Source organism: Collinsella sp. AF29-7AC (assembly GCF_003475665.1).
Taxonomy (GTDB): Bacteria; Actinomycetota; Coriobacteriia; order Coriobacteriales; family Coriobacteriaceae; genus Collinsella.
Genome location: NZ_QRQX01000043.1, coordinates 241 through 2,140, shown reverse-complemented (window position 1 = coordinate 2,140; position 1,900 = coordinate 241). Strand labels below are relative to the sequence as shown.

3 protein-coding genes and 1 pseudogene are annotated in these 1,900 nt (G+C 59.1%); all 4 read right to left on the bottom strand.

The window, feature by feature from the left end:
• A partial coding sequence (locus DWZ15_RS10220) for a PTS sugar transporter subunit IIC (RefSeq protein WP_147324173.1) occupies positions 1-581 on the bottom strand: 581 nt, incomplete at its 3' end.
• Between the two features lie 58 nt (positions 582-639).
• The gene (locus tag DWZ15_RS10215) at positions 640-1,122 is read right to left on the bottom strand and encodes a PTS sugar transporter subunit IIB (protein ID WP_117565058.1); all 483 of its coding nucleotides are present in this window, start codon (positions 1,120-1,122) and stop codon (positions 640-642) included.
• Between the two features lie 57 nt (positions 1,123-1,179).
• On the bottom strand, positions 1,180-1,599 hold the full coding sequence (locus DWZ15_RS10210; RefSeq protein WP_117565057.1) for a PTS sugar transporter subunit IIA: 420 nt from the start codon (positions 1,597-1,599) through the stop codon (positions 1,180-1,182).
• A 46-nt stretch (positions 1,600-1,645) separates the two neighbouring features.
• Positions 1,646-1,900 (bottom strand): annotated as a pseudogene (locus DWZ15_RS10775) (SIS domain-containing protein); the annotation flags it as partial.

The window sequence follows — 1,900 nt, the reverse complement described above, 5'->3', positions numbered from 1 at the left end:
CCGAGCATGGCGAAGCCCATGGCCGGCAGGATGTTGGCGGCAACGCCAAAGCCAGCAAGGACAAAGGGCGGGATGAAGTCGAGCATGCCCTGGATGGCGTCAGCACCCAGATAGAACGACAGCGAGCACAGCAGGAACGCCATGATGATACCGGTCAAACCGATCAGGAAGTGCATCGCATAGACACCCTTAAGGTTGCCCTGGCCGGAGAAGACATCAGCGCGGTCAACCAGAATCGGCAGGGCGGCGTTGAGGATGTTCTTGATGGCAAGGCACAGCGTGGCGATGGGCATAGCGAGCGCGATGGCTGCCTCGGTGCTCTGGCCCAACTGGATAGCGAAGGCGCAGGCGAGCACGCCGCCGATCGTCTCATCAGGCGGCACGTAGGCGCCGATGGAGATCGAGCCCATGAACAGAAGCTCCAGGCTGGCGCCGATCGCGAGGCCGGACTGCAGGTCCCCCAGCACCAGGCCCACGAGCGGGCACAGGACGATGGGGCGGAACGCATAGAGCGTACCGAGCTGGAAGTCGAACTTACCAAATGCGGCGATAAGTCCGATGAGGATTGCTTGGGTAAGCATATATCCCCCTTTCCTAATAGGACACTACGAAGAGCTCAGACTCTTCGAAATTGAACGCCTAGAGCACGCTTGCGCAGTCAACCTTGGGGTCATCGGCCAGAGGACGGATCTCGACCTCGACGCCGTTGTTCAGCATCTCACGCACATCGGCCTCCTCGGCTGCAGTCAGGAAGATCTGACGAGAGACCTGACGAGCATCGGGGCGCTTCTCGTCCTTGGGCTTGGTGTTGCCCAGGTTGACCGACTTGATCTGCGGGCAGCCTTCAACAAGCTGCTTTGCCTCAGCGATGGTGGCGACACAGATAATCATCTTGTATTTGTCAGTCACACCCGAGTTAATGGCCTCGATGGCATTCGCCATATCCTTGATGACGAGCTTGCAGCCGGCAGGCTTGCCCATCTTGAGCGTCGTCTTCCACACCGGGTCGTTGGCGACCTTATCGCCCACGCAGAAAATGCAGTTGGAGCCAAGGCCCTGGACCCAAGAGACCGCGACCTGGCCATGAAGCAGGCGATGGTCGACGCGAAGTAGCTGAATCATAATGTGACCCCCCAAAGGTCTTGTGCCGTCTTACGGCGTGTCAGTAGGTGCTGCGGATTAGAACTCTTCTTCCTCTTCGTCATCGACCAAAAGATCGTTGACAAACTTCACGCGCGTATCGTCCGCAGCGACGATGGCGCGAATCGTCTCCTCAACCGGCGCCGACTCGTCAGAGAACAGCAGCTGGATAAGCAGAGGAAGGTTCATATTGGTAACGAGGTACGTGCGGGGACGCGTCTGGACGATCTTGGTGAACTCGTTGTTGACGCTGCCGCCAAAGAGGTCGGTGCAGACAACGACATCATCGTCGGCAGCCATGCCTGCCAGCAGTTTTTGGGCCTCCTCGGCCACGTCCATGCGGTCATCGACGAACATCGAAAGATCGTGGACGTTGTCGCGAGCGCCCGAGAGCAGCTCGACACTCTCCTTGATGCCGGTAGCGAAGTGCGCATGGCTGGCGATGATGTACTGCCTCATTCTGTGTTCCTCTCAATAGCCCGGCGCGTTCCCGCACCCGTTTTCTTTAGTAGTCGAACTGGTGATAGTAGCGACGATACTTGAGGTTGTGCTTGGTGACCGTCTCGTAGTAGCGAGCCAGGCGGTCGGTAACGAGCACCGTCAGAATCCACGGAGACACGATGACGCGGAACTCGTCGTCAAGGCCGGGGATCGCGAACTCGGCGGTGTCGATGATGTTGATGTCGGTGTCGCCGGTCACACCGCGGGTCAGGAAGGCGCGGACGCGCTCGTCGAGCTTGCGGTTCTCGTCCTCGCCCAT